This window comes from Pseudogracilibacillus auburnensis (assembly GCF_003201975.1).
In the GTDB taxonomy this organism is placed as follows: domain Bacteria; phylum Bacillota; class Bacilli; order Bacillales; family Amphibacillaceae; genus Pseudogracilibacillus; species Pseudogracilibacillus auburnensis.
In genome coordinates this window covers 100,855-118,121 of the sequence record NZ_QJJQ01000005.1, presented here as the reverse complement: position 1 = coordinate 118,121, position 17,267 = coordinate 100,855, and the positions used below count along the sequence as shown (strand labels likewise).

15 protein-coding genes are annotated in these 17,267 nt (G+C 36.0%); 12 read left to right on the top strand and 3 right to left on the bottom strand.

What is annotated here, in order from left to right:
• The first annotated feature begins 4 nt into the window (after window positions 1-4).
• The 3 genes from DFR56_RS08735 (at window position 5) to DFR56_RS08725 (ending at window position 2,692) form a co-directional block, all read left to right on the top strand.
• Window positions 5-205, top strand: a complete 201-nt coding sequence (locus DFR56_RS08735) for a hypothetical protein (RefSeq protein WP_110395054.1) — start codon at window positions 5-7, stop codon at window positions 203-205.
• Between the two features lie 82 nt (window positions 206-287).
• Entirely contained in the window at window positions 288-671 is a 384-nt protein-coding gene (locus tag DFR56_RS08730; RefSeq protein ID WP_110395053.1) for a RidA family protein, read from the top strand.
• An 851-nt stretch (window positions 672-1,522) separates the two neighbouring features.
• Window positions 1,523-2,692 carry an iron-containing alcohol dehydrogenase gene (locus DFR56_RS08725; RefSeq protein WP_110395052.1) on the top strand — a complete coding sequence of 390 codons (1,170 nt, stop codon included), beginning with the start codon at window positions 1,523-1,525 and terminating at the stop codon, window positions 2,690-2,692.
• 29 nt (window positions 2,693-2,721) lie between these two features.
• Here DFR56_RS08725 and DFR56_RS08720 read toward each other — a convergent pair whose 3' ends face one another.
• Complete coding sequence (locus tag DFR56_RS08720) at window positions 2,722-2,967, bottom strand: YuzB family protein (RefSeq protein WP_110395051.1); 246 nt, start codon at window positions 2,965-2,967, stop codon at window positions 2,722-2,724.
• A 264-nt stretch (window positions 2,968-3,231) separates the two neighbouring features.
• On the opposite strand from DFR56_RS08720, the gene DFR56_RS08715 reads away from it, so the two are divergent.
• The 8 genes from DFR56_RS08715 (at window position 3,232) to DFR56_RS22915 (ending at window position 13,192) form a co-directional block, all read left to right on the top strand.
• Window positions 3,232-4,137: a DUF1002 domain-containing protein gene (locus DFR56_RS08715; RefSeq protein ID WP_110395050.1), complete on the top strand. Its 906-nt coding sequence runs from the start codon at window positions 3,232-3,234 to the stop codon at window positions 4,135-4,137.
• A 770-nt stretch (window positions 4,138-4,907) separates the two neighbouring features.
• Window positions 4,908-6,377: an MFS transporter gene (locus DFR56_RS08710; RefSeq protein ID WP_242694563.1), complete on the top strand. Its 1,470-nt coding sequence runs from the start codon at window positions 4,908-4,910 to the stop codon at window positions 6,375-6,377.
• 55 nt (window positions 6,378-6,432) lie between these two features.
• Complete coding sequence (locus DFR56_RS08705; protein WP_110395049.1) at window positions 6,433-8,118, top strand: peptide ABC transporter substrate-binding protein; 1,686 nt, start codon at window positions 6,433-6,435, stop codon at window positions 8,116-8,118.
• Between the two features lie 103 nt (window positions 8,119-8,221).
• Window positions 8,222-9,157: an ABC transporter permease gene (locus tag DFR56_RS08700; protein WP_110395048.1), complete on the top strand. Its 936-nt coding sequence runs from the start codon at window positions 8,222-8,224 to the stop codon at window positions 9,155-9,157.
• On the top strand, window positions 9,157-10,080 hold the full coding sequence (locus DFR56_RS08695) for an ABC transporter permease (RefSeq protein WP_110395047.1): 924 nt from the start codon (window positions 9,157-9,159) through the stop codon (window positions 10,078-10,080). Before DFR56_RS08700 ends, DFR56_RS08695 begins: the two co-directional genes overlap by 1 nt.
• A gap of 15 nt (window positions 10,081-10,095) precedes the next feature.
• On the top strand, window positions 10,096-11,118 hold the full coding sequence (locus tag DFR56_RS08690) for an ABC transporter ATP-binding protein (protein WP_110395046.1): 1,023 nt from the start codon (window positions 10,096-10,098) through the stop codon (window positions 11,116-11,118).
• A complete protein-coding gene (locus tag DFR56_RS08685; RefSeq protein WP_110395045.1) occupies window positions 11,111-12,109 on the top strand; it encodes an ABC transporter ATP-binding protein in 999 nt (332 codons plus the stop codon). Before DFR56_RS08690 ends, DFR56_RS08685 begins: the two co-directional genes overlap by 8 nt.
• A 510-nt stretch (window positions 12,110-12,619) precedes the next feature.
• Window positions 12,620-13,192 (top strand): hypothetical protein, encoded by a 573-nt coding sequence (locus DFR56_RS22915; protein ID WP_158525577.1) that lies wholly within the window; start codon window positions 12,620-12,622, stop codon window positions 13,190-13,192.
• 328 nt (window positions 13,193-13,520) lie between these two features.
• Here DFR56_RS22915 and DFR56_RS08675 read toward each other — a convergent pair whose 3' ends face one another.
• Window positions 13,521-13,871: a GNAT family N-acetyltransferase gene (locus tag DFR56_RS08675; protein WP_342353157.1), complete on the bottom strand. Its 351-nt coding sequence runs from the start codon at window positions 13,869-13,871 to the stop codon at window positions 13,521-13,523.
• 632 nt (window positions 13,872-14,503) lie between these two features.
• On the bottom strand, window positions 14,504-16,126 hold the full coding sequence (locus DFR56_RS08670; protein ID WP_110395042.1) for an ABC-F family ATP-binding cassette domain-containing protein: 1,623 nt from the start codon (window positions 16,124-16,126) through the stop codon (window positions 14,504-14,506).
• A gap of 137 nt (window positions 16,127-16,263) precedes the next feature.
• On the opposite strand from DFR56_RS08670, the gene DFR56_RS08665 reads away from it, so the two are divergent.
• Window positions 16,264-17,247, top strand: coding sequence for a helix-turn-helix transcriptional regulator (locus DFR56_RS08665; RefSeq protein WP_110395041.1), 984 nt, complete (start codon window positions 16,264-16,266; stop codon window positions 17,245-17,247).
• The last annotated feature ends 20 nt before the right edge of the window (window positions 17,248-17,267 follow it).

Genomic DNA, 17,267 nt, shown 5'->3' with positions numbered 1-17,267 from the left:
TTGTTTGTCTAAGGATATTCCTTTATCGGGGGGCATATCACTTATCCTGTCTATTTGTTCCATTATTGGAGGGGTGTATTTTTTAATTAGCGAAATCATGTCGAATCATTTTGTGTTACTCCAGTCAAAAGGAATTCTTTTTTTAAGTTTAGGAATAGGTCTCTTTTTTACCTTTCGTTTTCAAGTATTAGATGCAAAAAAGTGAAGATAGTTAGAAGTTTAATGTTTTAAAGCAGGGGGAAAGTTGTTATTATTAAAATAAGAGAAAAATTAACGGAAAGGGAGTAATGTTCATGAAAGAAGTTTTTACAAATAAAGCGCCAGCAGCAATTGGTCCTTATTCACAAGCGGTCATCGCTGGAGACTATTTATATGCTTCAGGAGCGATTGGAATCAATCCCGAAACTGGGGAAGTTGTGGAAGGCATTGAAAAACAAACAATTCAAGTAATGGAAAACTTACGGACTGTTTTACTTGAAGCAGATGCAACTTTTTCACAAGTTGCTAAATTTACAATTTACTTACAAGATATGGATAATTTTGCAACAGTAAATGAAATATATGGACGCTATCTAAAAAAACCTTATCCTGCACGTGCCACAGTTGAGGTAAGCCGTCTGCCAAAAGATGTTTTAGTAGAAATAGATGCGGTAGTTTATTTAAAGGGGTAATCATTACTCCTTTATTTTTTTACTTATTCAACTTTCGTAGAGTGAAATGGACAAAAAGCCTTTGGAGAATGAAGTGGGATGAAAAGACAGTGCTCAAGTTGACATAAGATTAACTGTTTACTCTAGGCTATCTGTATACATCTAACTCCCATTGCTCTTTACGTTAAGTTTGTAGCTATTATCACGCATAAGAACGAAACTGCGAAGTAACTAAGTTAGCAGCACCGTTGATTGTCGCTACGGATAGTCGCTTTCCACGGGCAACGCCTCAACTAATTTCATCCGTTTTGTCAAAACATTAGAAAATAGATTTTCAGCTGTTGCTTTTCCCGTAGGAGTCAACTTTCCTCCGCTACAATCAACTACACGTAGACTCCTGGTCGGCTAAAAGCGGTCACGTCCTGGGACTGTGCTAAATGCTCGTCCCATCGAAAACATTGTGCGTCGCGGGGGAAGGCACAGTGAGCCCCTGCCCCGGCAAGGGGGATGCCGACGTTGGGCGCAAAGGCCGGTTTTAGTAGGCCCACCTTCATTACGAGTGAGGAGACTCACCAGCCACCCGCGGTAATGGAGACACTGTGAAAACAAGCGATAGCGCAGGTTGAACAGATATCGTTCTTATGCCCTGTGGGGAAAGCGGAGTGTATTTCCGTAGCGATGGGGTCTCCGTCACTAAATGTTACTGCGCAGTTCAGTTTTTATATGTTAGAACCCATTTTTGGAAATGGTTGATGTTACTGAAATTGTCAAGGATATAATTAGAATCATCCCAACCTTAACCAAGGAAACTGTTTGCACTTATTATATTAGTGCGAAAGTTGAGTTGTTTAGAAGGAAAAAGAGGTGAAGAAATGAACCCGTTTATGTACTATAATCCGACAAAGCTTTTATTTGGAAAAGGGCAGTTAGACAATTTAGCGAGGGAGATTTCTCGATTTGGAAATAGGGTATTACTCGTTTATGGTGGTGGAAGTATTAAAAGAAACGGATTATACGATAAAATAATCCATATGCTTAAGCATGCGAACATAGAATGGTTCGAGCTTGCTGGTGTGGAGCCAAACCCACGGGTAACAACTGTCCGAAAAGGGGCAGAAATATGTAAAAAGGAAAAGGTCGATTTCGTTTTAGCAGTCGGTGGCGGTAGTGTAATCGATTGTACGAAAGCAATTGTCGTGGCAGCGAAAACAGATGAAGATGTATGGAATATTATTAGTCGACAAACAAGAGCCACGGATGGTCTTCCTTATGGTTCCGTTGTTACGATCGCTGGTACTGGAGCTGAAATGAGCTTAAGTTCTGTTATTTCCGATTGGGAAAAGCAGGATAAACGTGCATGGGTTTCTTCTTTTTCGAGAGCAAAGTTTGCCATTGTCGCCCCTACTTATATGACTTCTGTCCCATATAAACAAACGGTAAATGGAATCGTTGATGCGATGTCCCATGTGTTAGAGCATTACTTTAACCTTGCGACAAATGTTCCCATTCAAGATCAATTTTGTGAAAGTGTATTGCGTACTATCATTGAGGTTGCCCCTAAATTATTAAACGATTTAGAGAATTACGAGTACAGGGAAACAATTGCTTATGCAAGTACGATTGCGTTAAGTGACCAATTAAATATGGGTTTTATTGGTGATTGGGGTACACATCATATCGATCATGCATTATCTGCTGTACACGATATCCCTCATGGTGGTGGGATGGCTATTTTATTTCCGCATTGGATGAGATATGTACTAGATGTTGAAAATGTCTTAAAGTTTAAGCAGCTAGCAATTAATGTGTTCCAAATTGATTCGAACGGGAAAACGGATATAGAAATTGCTAATGAAGGCATTGATACTTTGGCACAACATTGGGCTTCTTGGGGAGCACCTATCAAATTACGTGATTATCAGATCACGGATAAAACATTGCCACTTATTGCAGAAAAAACAATTGAAACCCAACCAAAATGTGGTAACTTCAAAAGGCTAACAAAAGAAGACGTGCTAGCTATTTTAAAAAGTAGTTTATAAATGATGGAAAGAAAAAAGAATTAGCGGCATTATGCGTATACTGCTAATTCTTTCTTAATTTCTTCGCGAATTCGCGCTAAACATTGTTCGGGGGTTTTTCCATGAATAAGCTTTCCGTTTACATGGGCATAAGGACTATTTGCACAGAGTCCACAGTAGGATAAACAACTATTCATAATAACGGCAACTTCTGGAAATTCTCCCTCAATAATTTTTTCTATATTTAATGTAGTAATTGCATTCGCACTACATATATCAACAATAACAATACCCATTATATTCACACTTTCTAAAGCTCTTTATTTTTTATTTGTACCATATAAAATATGGCAAAGCAATGGATTTGCTCTGCGCCTCAAACATTATATTCCACTTTTCTAATGATTTGTACTAATTATTTCAATTGTATTTTGCGCTGAATAAGCATAAACTATGTATAAGTTGAAAACAATACATAGTTTAAGATAATTTTTCTCTTTGTCTAAACTACTACCATGTTAGAAACAAACTTGTTGGTAGACGAAAAGGAGTTTTGAAAAATGAGATATTTTAGCAAACTGTTTTTAATAACAATGCTTGTATTTGGACTTGCCTTTGGTTCAACAGTGGTCATTCATGCTGCTGAAGGGGATAAGGCAATAAATGAATTATTAGGAGAACCAGTCGTTGTTTATGGTGGTAATTTAACAGACGGTCAGAAAGAAGAAGTCAGAAGATTACTTGAAGTAGATCAAAATGATGTCAATGAATTAACAGTAACTGGAGAAGATATTGCTAAATATATTGGTGGAAACCCGAATTCTCGGATGTTTTCATCAGTAAAAATAACGCACAAAGATAAAGGACATGGGATTGTCGTTAATATTGTTACAGCCGATAATATTACACAAGTAACAAGTGATATGTATAGTAATGCACTTTTAACAGCGGGGGTCGAAAATGCATTAATTGAGGTAGCTTCACCTGTTCAAGTAACAGGGCATTCAGCACTAACAGGTATTTATAAAGCGTATGATGCAAGTGGTGCAGAACTTGACCAAGATAGAATGGAAGTTGCAAATGAAGAGCTCAATGTAACGACCGATTTAGCTGAAAAAAGTGGTATTTCACAAGAAGAAGTAACAGAGCTTATGACGGAAATTAAAAAAGCGATCGCTGATCAAGATCCGGCTACAAGAGAAGATGTGGAGCGAATCGTCAAAGAGCAATTAGAAAAATTAGAAATCAATTTAAGTGAAGAAGATCGCCAGTTATTAATAGATCTTTTTGAAAAAATGCGTGACTTGGATATTGACTTTGACAAGGTGAGAGATCAATTAGAAGATATTACTTCAACCATTAAAGACCGGATTGGCGAATTAAATTTAGATGAAGGATTTTGGGATAAAGTGACCAACTTCTTTAAAGACTTAATCGATAAAATAGCTTCTATCTTTAAAGAATAGGGGGGTAAAACATAACAAAGAGTTCCATTCCAAAGACGAACGATTATAAAGTGCTTTGAATATTACTTTAACAGCGGGTTAAATTTTAATTTATGCAAAGTTGAAATAAACTGCGCAGTATTCCCATGAACTGTGTATTCTTGTATTGGACTCTGCATTATTCGATGGAACCGCGCGGTAACTTAGATTAGTGAATGCCCCATCGCTTCGGAAATATGGTTTTAATCGTACAAGACTTTTTGTTTCCACTATTCTGATGGTTGTTTTTTGCTACCGATCATTTAAATGTGTGAAAATGCCGAGTTAAACATGTACATTTTCAACAATGATGCGTCACCTCAGAGGGTATATGGTGGTTCTTTGCGGTTATGTGGCGATTCTCCACGATTATATGGCGCATCTCTGCGATTATGTGGCGATTCTCCACGATTATATGGCGCATCTTCGCAGTTATATGGCGATTCTTCGCAATTATATGGCGCATCTCGAATTATGTGCCGGAATCGCGAATTATGTTAGTCTTCCGCAGCGGTGGCCTAAACAGTTTTGTTCTAATAAGCAATCCGTTTTTTTAAGCTGACAAATAAAATATCCGAACTAATGAAATTTTTTATGGAAGAAATTTGTTTTTTAGTTTGGATCTTTTTATGACTAAATTATTTATGCCCATCTTCTTTCTATTAAACATTTTAATAAGAGCAGGTGATGTAGTGAAACAAAGACAAGTATCACAAAAATGGCCAGTTGCTTTATTTACAATTGGTGTTTTTATGGCTGGTCTTGATAATGGAATTATAAGTGCAGCCTTGACAACAATATACAATTCGTTCGGGGTATCTCCTACATGGGGAGCTTGGACGGTTACATTATACACATTAGGGATCGCTATATCTGTTCCAATTATAGGTAAGTTATCCGATAATTTTGGTAGAAAACGTCTTTTTCTCATTGAAATAGTGTTATTTGGTTTAGGATCACTCTTGGTTGCATTAAGCCCGAATTTTACCGTTTTACTTATTGCAAGATTTATTCAAGCAATCGGTGGTGGAGGGATTTTCATTATAGGAAGCTCTCATGTTTTAGCAACGCTTCCTAAGCGACACCAAGGAAAAGCGCTTGGTCTTTTAGGGGGCATGCACGGTCTTTCTGCTGTTGTTGGACCAAATGTTGGAGCGTTCATTTTACATATAACAGGAACATGGCAATGGATGTTTTTGATCAATATACCAATAGCGATTTTTTTAGTTATTATGGGATTCGTTAAAATAAAGGAAACAAAAGAACCTTCTTCTAAAGCAATTGATTTAAAAGGAACTATTTATTTATCCCTTACTATTATCGCATTTATGTTTGGTATTACAAATATCGATAGTACAGCCTTTTTACAAAGTATATTTGGAGTTGCCGTACTACCTTATTTAATAGCAGGAATCTTATTGTTATATTTTTTTCTTCATCATGAAAAAAGGTTGGAGATCCAAGGTGGAGATCCAATTATTGCTTATTCACTACTACAGAAGCAAACGTTCCTTCTAACATTATTATTAGGATTTTTATCGGGTGGGTTTTTGGCAACGATTATTTTTATCCCTTCCTACGTGCAACAAGTGTTACAGGTTCCACCTGAAAATGCAGGATTTTGGCTGACACCGCTAGCTTTAGCATCTGGTATTGGCGCAGGTCTGGGAGGGTTTTTAACAGATAAAATTGGTGCAATCCGAACTATTTTTATTGCAGGAGTCATTGGCTTTAGTGGCTTTCTTCTTTTCTATTCTTTCGTAGACGATCTAACGATGTTCGTACTAGCAAGTGTTTTGGCGGGGATTGGATTAGGTTTTTTACTCGGCGCCCCATTAAATGTTCTTGTAGGGGAAAGTGCCAGTAAAGAACAATACGGTACATCGCTTGGAACATTATCACTGACGAGGCAAATTGGTCTTACGTTATTTCCTACAGTGTTTGCTAGTTTTGTTACAACAGGTGTTATTAAAATTGAACCAACTTTTCAGAGCGTATTTGGTGACACAATGATCGATTTTGAGCATGTGAATAAAGGTGAGGGGTATGGTGAAATAATTGCTGAAATTGAAAAGGTTGATGATCCGTACTTACAAGAGCAACTCTTGTCCATCGTCGCAAGTGTGATGAAATCGGGTTTTGAACATATGTTTCAAGTAGCAATCATCGTCGCGATATTAGTAACCTTCATAAGTATTATTTTTCAAGTAATAAAAAAGTAATTACCTTCATAATATGCAGATAAGGCTACATATCTGTAAAAAGGAGGTATTTTTTATGAACTGGAAAAAGTGGTTTTTACTACTCACCTTCGTTTTTGTTTTCAGTATCTTTCTAACGGCATGTGGTAGCGGTGACGATGATGCAACAGAAAATACTGATGGTGAAAATGGAGCTGGAGAGGAACAGGATACTGACGAACAGGATGCTGACAAACAAGATGCTGACGAACAAGTATTAAGCATTAACATTAAATCAGAACCACCCTCATTACATCCTGGAACATCTACAGATACAACTTCAAGTGCTGTACTTGACCAAGTGTTTGAGGGACTGACGAGAGTTAATCAAGAAGGTAATCCTGAACCGGCTATGGCTGATGAAATCGATATATCTAATGATGGACTAATTTATACATTTAAAATTCGTGAAGATGCAAAATGGACAAACGGAGATCCAGTTACTGCTGGTGACTTTGAGTATGCTTGGAAATGGGTTTTAGATCCTGAAAACGCAGATACTGACTATGCTTATCAGTTGTACCCAATAAAAGGTGCAGAAGATGCGAAAGAAAATGAAGGCTCATTAGACGATGTTGGTATTACTGTTGAGGATGATCATACGCTAGTGGTAGAGCTTGAACAACCTACCGATTATTTCTTAGAATTGACTGCATTCCACACGTACTATCCAGTAAACGAAAGTGTGGTCGAGGGAAATGATAAGTGGGCATTAGATGTTAGTGAAGATTATGTATCTAACGGTCCTTTTAAACTAGTTTCATGGGATCATAAGGATAAGATTGTCATTGAAAAAAATGAAGATTATTGGGATGCCGACACAGTAAAATTAGAAACAATTAATATGCAAATGATTGATGATGAAGCAACAGCATTACAAATGTATGAAAACGGGGAACTTGATTGGGTAGGTGACCCTATTGATAAGATTCCTTTAGCCGCGATTCCAGCAATGAAAGACTCTGGTGAATTACACATTTCGGATCGTGCAGGTCTTTATTATTATACACTTAACCATGATGATGAATTATTTGCAAATAAAAATATCCGAAAAGCATTTGCTTTATCGATTAATCGTCAAGGAATCGTGGAGAACATTAGTAAAGGGGAACAGAAACCAGCAATGGCATTAGTTCCACCGTCCATGTTCCCGGAAAGTGAAACGGGATATTTCAAAGATAATGACGTAGAACTTGCAAAGGAACATTTAGCAAAGGGATTAGAAGAATTAGGTTTAGATAAACTTCCAAAAGTTAAACTTTCTTATAATACAGATGAAGAACATGCAGCGATTGCCCAAGCTATTCAAGATATGTGGAAGAAAAATTTAGAGGTTGATGTTGAGCTGAATAATGAAGAGTGGAACGTATACCTTGACTCTTTAAGCGAAGGTAATTACCAAATAGGGCGTATCGGATGGATAGCCGACTTTAACGATGCAATTAACTTTTTAGAACTCTTTGAAACAGTCGGTGGTAACAATTATACGAACTGGGAAAGTAAAGACTATCAAGAATTATTAAAAGCGTCACGTGGAGAACTAGATTCAGATAAACGTATGGAAATTTTAAAAGAAGCGGAAGAACTATATATGGAAGAATTACCGATTGCACCGGTTTACTTCTATACATTCGTTTATGCGTATAAGGACCATGTGAAGGGTATTGAAGTTTCTCCAGTTGGTAGTTTTCAGCTTAAATGGGGCTATATTGAAGTTGAATAAATATAAAGAACGGTGACGGGTGATTTATTTCACCCTTTTTCCCGTTTGAACTTCAATGAATGGTTTGGTAACTTTTTAAGAACTTCCTTGGGGGGTGTGTACGGTGGTGAAATATGTATTCAAGAGGATCGGTTATATAGTAATATCGTTATTTTTTATCGTTACGATCACTTTTTTCCTTATGCGGTTAGCACCAGGGGGACCTTTTGCATCTGAACGCAAGCTTCCTCCGAAAATAGAAGAGCAGATGAATGAAATATATGGATTAAATGATCCAATTCATGTTCAATACATTGACTACCTTACTAGGGTAGCAAAATGGGATTTTGGGCCTTCCTTTAAATATGTGGGACAAAGTGTAAACGATATCATAGGTCGTAGTTTTCCATATTCGCTAATTTTGGGACTGGAGGCTATTTTTCTGGCATTGGCAGTAGGAGTTTTATTAGGGGTTGTTGCTGCAATATACCATAATAAATTTGGGGACTATATGGCAATGGTTATCGCGGTATTAGGGATATCGGTACCAAGTTTTATTTTAGCAACCATTCTTCAATATGTTTTTGCATTAAAGCTACAACTATTTCCAATTGCAAAATTTGATTCTTTTGCACATTCTATTCTACCTGGAATAGCGTTAGCGGCAACTCCTCTTGCATTTATTGCAAGGTTAATGCGTTCGAGTATGCTGGACGTATTAAACTCTGACTATATAAAAACAGCAAAAGCAAAAGGGTTAACTAAACGGGTAACGATTTACCGACACGGAATAAGAAATGCCATTTTACCAGTCGTCTCTTACTTAGGTCCTTTAGTCGTCACCATTTTAACGGGTAGTTTTATTATTGAAAAAATATTTGCCATACCGGGATTAGGAAATGAATTTGTTGAAAGTGTCACAAATCGTGATTATACGGTAATTATGGGTACAACCGTCTTTTTTAGTGTGTTATTATTAGTCTCCATTTTAATCGTTGATATTATTTATAGTTTTATTGATCCTCGTATCAAATTAACAAGAAAAGAGGGGGATCAGTAATGTCACAATTACCGTTAAAGGAAACTGACTTTGAACCAATTGAAATGAAACAATTTGATGCGGAAAGAATTGTCGGAGAAAGTACATCTTATTGGAAGGATGCTTGGCGTCGATTTAAACAAAACAAATTAGCTGTTGCAGGGACTTTTATTATATTGCTCTTAGGAATAATGGCTTTTATTGGAGCCCCAATATCGGGACATAATTATTATGATAATGATTTAATTAATGCAAATCAATCACCGTCAGCCGAATACTGGTTTGGTACAGATAATTTAGGAAGAGACATCTTTGCAAGGACGTGGTATGGAGCAAAAATATCCTTATTTATCGGCTTAACAGCTGCTTTTATTGATATAGTTATTGGGATCATTTGGGGTTCTATTTCCGGATATTTAAGTGGTAGAGTGGATGAATATATGATGCGTATTGCAGATATATTAGCAGGTATTCCGTATTTATTAGTCGTCATTTTACTTATGGTGATTATGCGGCCAGGATTATGGACCTTAATCATCGCTATGACCATAACAGGCTGGATAAATATGGCGAGAATTGTTCGTGGAGAGGTGATGCGGTTAAAGTCAGAGGAATACGTCATAGCTGCTAGATCACTCGGTGCAGGTAGTTTGCGAATAATAGCAAAACATTTAATCCCAAACACTTTTGGTCCGATCCTAGTCACTTTGACATTAACGGTGCCAACTGCGATATTCACAGAGGCATTCTTAAGCTTTCTCGGACTTGGTGTACCGGCTCCACTTGCAAGTTGGGGAACGATGAGTTCAGATGCATTGCAGTCATTTAGATATTACCCATTTCAGTTATTTTTCCCAGCATTCTTTATTTGTTTAACAATGTTAGCATTTAATGTTGTTGGGGATGGAATGAGAGACGCACTAGATCCTAAAAGTCGACGTTAGTTTGGAGGGATAAAATTGAAAAGAGTGTTAGAAGTGAACGATCTTTCTGTTTCATTTAAATCAGATAGTGAAGAAGTGCAAGCAGTGCGCAATGTACATTTTAACTTATATGAAAGAGAAACACTTGCAATTGTAGGCGAATCTGGCTCCGGTAAAAGTGTAACCGTTCAGTCAATCTTACAACTAATCGCTATGCCTCCTGGTGAAATTATTTCTGGATCCATTTTATTAAATGGAGAAGATTTAGTGCAAAAGTCAGAAAAGCAAATGGAAGAAATACGAGGGAAAGAAATAGGTGTTATTTTCCAAGATCCAATGACATCACTTAACCCGACGATGAGAATTGGTAGGCAAATAACAGAAGGTTTAATAAAACACCAAAAAATGTCGAAAAAAATAGCCTATGAGAAAGGAATGGAGTTACTGAACCTTGTCGGAATACCTAATCCAATCACAAGGATTAATCAATATCCACATGAATTTTCTGGTGGAATGCGACAACGCGTGATGATTGCGATCGCTTTAGCTTCTAATCCAAAAATATTGTTAGCAGACGAGCCAACAACTGCATTAGATGTCACCATTCAAGCACAAATATTAGGCTTATTAAAAGAGATTCAACAAAATATGAAAACAGCTATCATTTTAATTACACATAATTTGGGAGTAGTAGCTAATACGGCAGACCGAGTAGCCGTAATGTATGGTGGGAAAATGGTTGAAACTGGTACTGTTGATGAAATTTTTTATAATCCGAAACATCCATATACTTGGGGATTACTTGCATCCATGCCAAAGTTAAATGATGCAAAGGAAGAGTTACAGTCTATCCCAGGTTCACCGCCGGATTTAAAAAGTCCCCCAAAGGGCTGTCCATTTGCTGCTCGTTGCCCTCACGTCATGAAAGTATGTGATACACATATGCCTGATTATATAAAAACATCAAGTACCCAAAAGACAGCATGTTGGCTACTAGATGAACGTGCGCCAAAAGTCAATTCGCCTATAAACGTTGGGGGAGGGCGAAATGATGAGTAATTCGAGAAAAAAATTAGTAGAAATAAGCAATTTAAAAAAGTATTTTAAATTAGATCGACACAATACAGTAAAAGCCGTAGATGGATTGAATTTTGATATTTATAAAGGGGAAACATTTGGCCTTGTTGGTGAATCGGGTTGTGGTAAATCTACTGCAGGTAGAACAATTTTACGCCTCTATCAGGCGACAGATGGAGAGGTACTTTTTAAAGGAGAAAAGGTTCACGAAAAGAAATCAAAACATGAGTTAAAGGTATTCAACCAAAGAATGCAGATGATTTTCCAAGATCCTTATGCATCTCTTAACCCACGAATGACAGTAATTGATATTATCGCAGAAGGTTTAGACATTCACGGCCTTTCCAATTCGAGGAAAGAACGAATTCAAAAGGTGAACGAGCTTTTGGAAACAGTAGGATTAAATAGAGAACATGGAAATAGATATCCATATGAATTCAGCGGTGGGCAAAGGCAACGGATTGGCATTGCGAGGGCATTAGCAGTAAATCCAGAATTTATCGTAGCTGATGAGCCAATTTCAGCTCTTGATGTATCGATTCAAGCACAAGTCGTCAATTTACTGAAGAAATTACAAAAAGAACAGGAATTAACCTACTTATTTATTGCCCATGATTTATCGATGGTTAGACATATTAGTGATCGTGTCGGCGTCATGTATTTAGGAAATATGGCGGAAGTTGCAACAAGTAGAGAATTATATAAAAATCCATTACACCCATATACGAAAGTTTTATTAAGTGCCGTACCAATCCCGGATCCAAAACTTGAAAGGACAAGGAAGCGGATCGAGGTAAAAGGAGAGATGCCAAGTCCTATTGATCCACCGAGTGGTTGTGTATTTCGAACGAGATGTCCACTTGCAAACGATGTTTGTGCAAAAGAAAAACCAATCTTCCAAGAGGTTAAACAAGATCATTGGGTCGCCTGCCATATGTATGATGACCGTTATCGTACTGAGTTTAATAAATAAACGATAAAAAGGAACAGGGCTTTCGCACCAAGAAAGTGATCATACATTCATAGCGCTGTAATACTTCTAGGTTTTTATTCATGTTTCGGGATACAACGGTGAGACGGCAAAAGGGGGCTGTTATGTACTCACCAACATCTGTATATAAAGAATGGCACATATAGACATGATGTAAAAAATTGGGCAAAACAAGTTAAACAGAGGGAGTATGGAAGAAAAAGATATCTACAATTAATGCTTGAGCTAACACACTAGTTGTGAACAAACAAATTTAGGAATGATAGATGAATCGTTTCAGGTTTACATCCATCAAAGTATAGAATAGTGGGTGCATGCTATTTTGGAAAATAAAAGTTCAGTAATAAGATTACGTTATATAAAGTTACTCAATTGTTAAACTAGAACGCTTTAGCAAATAACTAAGTACGATATTCAATAATATTAATAGGGGTATAAGTATATTTTAATATCGTCTTTTACTGTATAATCTAAATTCATAAGTAGTTTGAAGTGAAAAAGGGTGATGAAGTGATAGCTAGAACATTATTTAGTATCTATATTATTTTTTATATGTTTCTTTATTTGGGATATATTCTATACATCCACTTGTTACGCTCTACTTATAACGTAGTTAGTTTATCAGCTATACTTTTACCGTTCTTTCTTTTATTGGTCTTTCAATGGATGTTTTGGACAATCAACAAATCAACCCGAGAAAAGAAAGTCTCAACTAAATGTATCATCCTCTCCGTTTTTTGTTTGCTACTACCACTTTCCTGTGGAATCATGTTAGGTATAAATGAACAACGGGCAACATTCACTACAGAAAAATGGTTAGATAAACACGAGGAAAGAGTTTATATCGTTGATGACTTATTAAGTAAACATCATTTTATAGGAAAGACGAAAGAAGAAATATATGAGTTACTAGGAGAGCCTACTGAAACGGAGTATTTTAAAACGGAAAATAACATCGTTTACTATCTTGGAGATGAAAGAGGGTTAATTAAAATAGATAGTGAATGGTTGGTTATTTATTTTCATCATAATATAGTGACAAAATACAGTGTTAAAACAGATTAGTATAATTATTAATACAAGGATCTTATTAATTGTCTGGCTTTTTGAAGAAATACATCGTTAAATAGTCCAAATTCGATGAAATTGGTCTGGTCAGTGTTCCAACATATTTGAAGGATAAATAAGAACAAGGTGCGTTTCCTAAAGAAGGATTGCCCCCTAATTTTATCGACAAACCATTGTTGAACAATAGTTTCAGTCTGACATATACATGCCCGTATTCATCTATCCTTTTATGCAACAAATGACGTCATTTACTACAACAACCATGTTTTCTGTTGTCAACTAAAGCATCACTGTTAGTGAAGGAAGATTACTACTAATTTGATTGCTATACTCCACTTGAACCTAGTTTAAAGCCACAGGTTTTATAAAAGTTCGTATTGCTTTCCTCGTATGTTACCGTTACAATACTTAATCCAAAACGTTCAGACTCACGCAATAATTCTTTTACCAAATCAACCCCAATTCCCTGTCCTTGATTCTCTGGATGAACGATAATATCTTTCATATACCCATGTTCTAAGCCCATTCCACAAACATAACCAAAGGCAATTAGTTTATTATTTTCATTTCTAACCCCTGCCCAGAAATTACAACGTTCAAGCAATATCGGGTAATCTTCATCTCGTCTACCCCAGCCAACAAGTTCTCTTAATTCAGGTACTTCATTATTGGATATCGGAATGTTTATAATAACTTGATAGTTTATTTTTTCCCCCTCCTCGTTTACTCGCCATATGCTAATTTCTATATGATAATGCCTTAATCCTTCTTATAAACTATTCTGCCGGTTACTTGAACTAGAAAAAGTCTTGCCCTTATTAAAGTAAAGCCCCCGTAGCCATCCATAGAGCCTTGATTCACGACAGAAAATGAAAGGTTAATGCGTTCTTACAAGGGAAGTTCCCGACCGTAAAAATTATCACACTTCATTCAAAGATACTATTACCATATCCCTTTTTTGAATAAAGCAAACTTGGTGTTTTGTTATTGCTAGACTCTCCTTCAAGATTGGGAGAAGAATTATGTACAGAATCATATCAATAAAAGTCTTGTTTTATATTAATTTTTAATAATCGATACGAACCACTAAATCATCAAAATGCTTATTTAACAGTCCAATACCAAATTTATTTATTTCGTTTTGTTGTGGTAAAATTAGATGTTGTGTAGTAGGTAAATATAGGAAAAAAGGATAGGTAGAGCAAAACCTATTATGCTCAGCTATCCTTTGATTATTTCATTATTCCAATTTGATATGAATGTATTAATATTTGAGGGTAAAACAACTTTTAATAAAAATGAATTCTTTTAAACCATGTACATTTGCTCAATTTCTTTCTGTAAATCTTGATCACGTACATATTCATCATAACTTATTTGCTTGTCAACGATTCCTTTTGGTGTTACCTCAATTAAACGATTCGCAATACTATTCACAAATTGATGGTCGCTTGATGTAAACAAAATGGAGCCTTTAAACTTGATTAGCCCGTTATTTACTGCGGTTATAGATTCTAAATCTAAATGACTCGTTGGTTCATCAAAGATTAACACATTTGCCTTTGATAACATCATTTTAGATAACATACAACGTACCTTTTCGCCACCTGATAATACATTCGCTTTTTTCAATGCTTCTTCGCCAGAAAATAACATTCTTCCTAAAAAACTACGTAAAAATGTTTCCGTTTCATCTTCAGGTGAAAATTGTCTAAGCCAATCGACTAATGGTAATTCGTTGTTTTCAAAGAAAGCGGAGTTATCCTTGGGGAAGTATGCTTGTGATGTCGTAACACCCCAATGATATTCACCAGCATCTGGCTCCATTTCTCCTGTTAAAATCTCGAATAATGTCGTTTTGGCAAGATCATCTTTCCCTACAAAAGCAACTTTATCATCTTTATTTAAAATAAAACTGACATTATCTAACACTTTCTGACCATTTATTGTTTTTGTCAGTCCTTCCACACGTAATAAGTCATTACCGATTTCTCGTTCCGGAGAAAAGGCAACATATGGATATCTTCGTGATGAAGGCTTTAGATCATCTAATGTAATATTTTCTAAAAGCTTCCGGCGAGAAGTCGCTTGCTTCGATTTTGATGCGTTCGCACTGAAGCGAGCAATAAATGCTTGTAAGTCTTTTATTTTTTCTTCTTTTTTCTTGTTTTCTTCTTTTGCCATTTTGGCTGCAAGTTGGCTAGATTCATACCAAAAATCGTAATTTCCGACATAAATTTGGATCTTTCCAAAATCGACATCTGCAATATGGGTACAAACCTTATTTAAGAAATGTCGGTCATGAGAAACGACAATCACGGTATTTTCAAAACGAAGTAAAAAGTCCTCTAGCCAATGGATTGCTTGAATATCAAGTCCGTTCGTCGGCTCATCAAGCAGTAGTACATCGGGATTACCAAATAATGCTTGTGCCAACAACACTTTCACTTTTTGTTCATTTGTTAAATCTGACATCTTCTTTTCATGTAATGATTCCTTTATCCCGAGCCCAGTTAATAAAATAGCGGCATCAGAATGTGCTTCCCAACCATTTAATTCAGCGAACTCACCTTCAAGTTCCGCAGCTTTTATTCCATCCTCTTCCGTAAATTCAGTTTTTAAGTAAATGTCATCTTTTTCCTTCATTACTTTGTATAATCGTTCATGGCCCATAAGAACTGTTTCTAATACTTGCTCTTCTTCATATGCAAAATGATCTTGTTTTAATACGGCGAGCCTTTTATCACTCGCAAGGGAAACTTCCCCTTTTTGTGGTTCTACTTCCCCCGCCAATATTTTTAAGAATGTAGATTTTCCAGCACCATTTGCTCCAATTACGCCGTAACAATTTCCATTATTAAATTGAATATTTACATCTTCAAATAGTTTTTTGTCTCCAAAACGCAAACTAACGTTTGTCACATTGATCATAACACTTTCCTCCGTTTAAATAGCTTCCTAGTAAGCTTAAGTGATTATCTTGCATTCGTCAATAATTAGATTTTATGGAAATTACTAAAACTGTTATAATAAGAATAAATTTTCATTTTAAAAAAAGGGTGGTTAACATGAAACAAAAAAATAATTATCGCCTATTACAATTGAAAGAGTTGCTGTTTAATGAAACAGATGAGAAACATGAGCTCGATATTTATGAATTAAAAGAAAAGTTATTACAAGTTTTAGATATAAAAAATATTGATAACCGAACGATTAAAAATGATTTAGAATCGTTAGAATCGATGGATTTTGAAATTATGAAAAATCGGCGGAAATTCGGTAAAATTTATTACAGTCATCAAGCAAAGTTATTTGAAACATATCAAATTCGCTTATTAGTGGATGCAATTTTATCCGCACGTTTTATAACGATAAAAGAAAAGAGAGTACTAATTGATAAATTAAAAGATTTAACGAGTGTTCATATTAGAAAAACATTACCAGAACCGGTTTTGTTTAGTCAGACAATTAATTTGGATTATGAACAAATAAAGTTAAATATCGACAAAGTGCATCAGGCTATTGCAGAAGAAAAAGTGGTTAGATATAAATATGGAGAATATAATGTACATAAAAAATTTGATTACAGGCGGGAGGGAAATTGGTATTATGTTGAACCATATGCCCTAATTTGGCAAAACGACTTGTACTATTTAATAGGACACTTTCAAGAAACGAACGAAATCCGCCATTACCGTCTTGATCGGATTAGGGAAATAGAAATAACAGATACTTCCTTTGACAAAGACTGCACATTCGTATTACAACAGTATGTCGATAACACGTTTCATATGTACAGCGGCGATGAAGTTAAGATGAAAATTAGGTTTGATAATAGTTTAATCAATGCAATTTTTGACCACTTTGGACTTGATATTGACATCATGCCTGAAGGTTCTGACCATTTCATCTTAACAACAAAAGCCAAATTGTCGGATGGGCTCATCAGTTGGATCTTAAAGTGGGGAGGAAAGGCACAAGTGCTTTCCCCTGAAGTGTTAGTTCAACAAGTGAAGGATGAAGTAAAGAAAATGGTTGAAAATTATCAATAGATGTGAAGTCCATTGCCTCA